The following is a 1,597-nucleotide window of genomic DNA, read 5'->3' as shown; positions in this document are numbered from 1 at the left end:
ACCACAAGATGCAACATTCAATTGCGTAGCAGGTGATTCTGGTATGGCAACCGCCACAGACAATTGTGACAAAGATCCTAAAGTAACGTATAAAGATGAAGGTACTTTAGACAACTGTGGCTTAGGAGTTATCACCAGAACATGGACTGCAACAGACTGCGCTGGTAACACTTCAACCGGAGTTCAAAAAATCACGATAAAAGATGATGAAAAACCCGTGTTGAAAGTACCACAGGATGCAACATTCAATTGCGTAGCAGGCGATTCTGGTATGGCAACCGCCACAGACAATTGTGATAAAGATCCTAAAGTAACTTACAAAGATGAAGGCACTTTAGACAGCTGTGGCTTAGGAGTTATCACCAGAACATGGACCGCAACAGACTGCGCTGGTAACACTTCAACCGGAGTTCAAAAAATCACGATAAAAGATGATGAAAAACCCGTGTTGACAGTTCCACAGGATGCAACATTCAATTGCGTAGCAGGTGATTCTGGTATGGCAACCGCCACAGACAATTGTGATAAAGATCCTAAAGTAACTTATAAAGATGAGGGCACTTTAGACAACTGTGGATTAGGAGTAATCACCAGAACATGGACTGCAACAGACTGCGCTGGTAACACCTCAACCGGAGTTCAAAAAATCACTATAAAAGATGATGAAAAACCCGTGTTGACAGTGCCACAAGATGCAACATTCAATTGCGTAGCAGGAGATTCTGGTATGGCAACCGCCACAGACAATTGTGATAAAGATCCTAAAGTAACGTATAAAGATGAAGGCACTTTAGACAGCTGTGGCTTAGGAGTTATCACCAGAACATGGACCGCGACAGACTGCGCTGGTAACACTTCAACCGGAGTTCAAAAAATCACTATAAAAGATGATGAAAAACCCGTGTTGACAGTGCCACAAGATGCAACATTCAATTGCGTAGCAGGTGATTCTGGTATGGCAACCGCCACAGACAATTGTGACAAAGATCCTAAAGTAACGTATAAAGATGAGGGTACTTTAGACAACTGTGGCTTAGGAGTTATCACCAGAACATGGACTGCCACAGACTGCGCTGGTAACACTTCAACCGGAGTTCAAAAAATCACGATAAAAGATGATGAAAAACCCGTGTTGACAGTGCCACAAGATGCAACATTCAATTGCGTAGCAGGTGATTCTGGTATGGCAACCGCCACAGACAATTGTGATAAAGATCCTAAAGTAACGTATAAAGATGAGGGTACTTTAGACAACTGTGGATTAGGAGTTATCACCAGAACATGGACTGCCACAGACTGCGCTGGTAACACCTCAACCGGAGTTCAAAAAATCACGATAAAAGATGATGAAAAACCCGTGTTGACAGTGCCACAAGATGCAACATTCAATTGCGTAGCAGGAGATTCTGGTATGGCAACCGCCACAGACAATTGTGATAAAGCCCCTAAAGTAACTTACAAAGACGAAGGTACTTTAGACAACTGTGGATTAGGAGTTATCACCAGAACATGGACCGCCACAGACTGCGCTGGTAACACTTCAACCGGAGTTCAAAAATTCACTATAAAAGATGATGAAAAACCCGTGTTGACGCTA

The 1,597-nt window shown here is 43.0% G+C and carries 1 protein-coding gene; it reads left to right on the top strand.

Annotated features, from left to right (window positions below; genetic code table 11):
• A partial coding sequence (locus ACZIX2_RS14180; RefSeq protein ID WP_463340748.1) for an HYR-like domain-containing protein occupies positions 1–1,597 on the top strand: 1,597 nt, incomplete at both ends.

The sequence above is a fragment of the Flavobacterium riviphilum genome, assembly GCF_055231795.1.
This window is presented reverse-complemented; position numbering and strand designations above follow the sequence as displayed.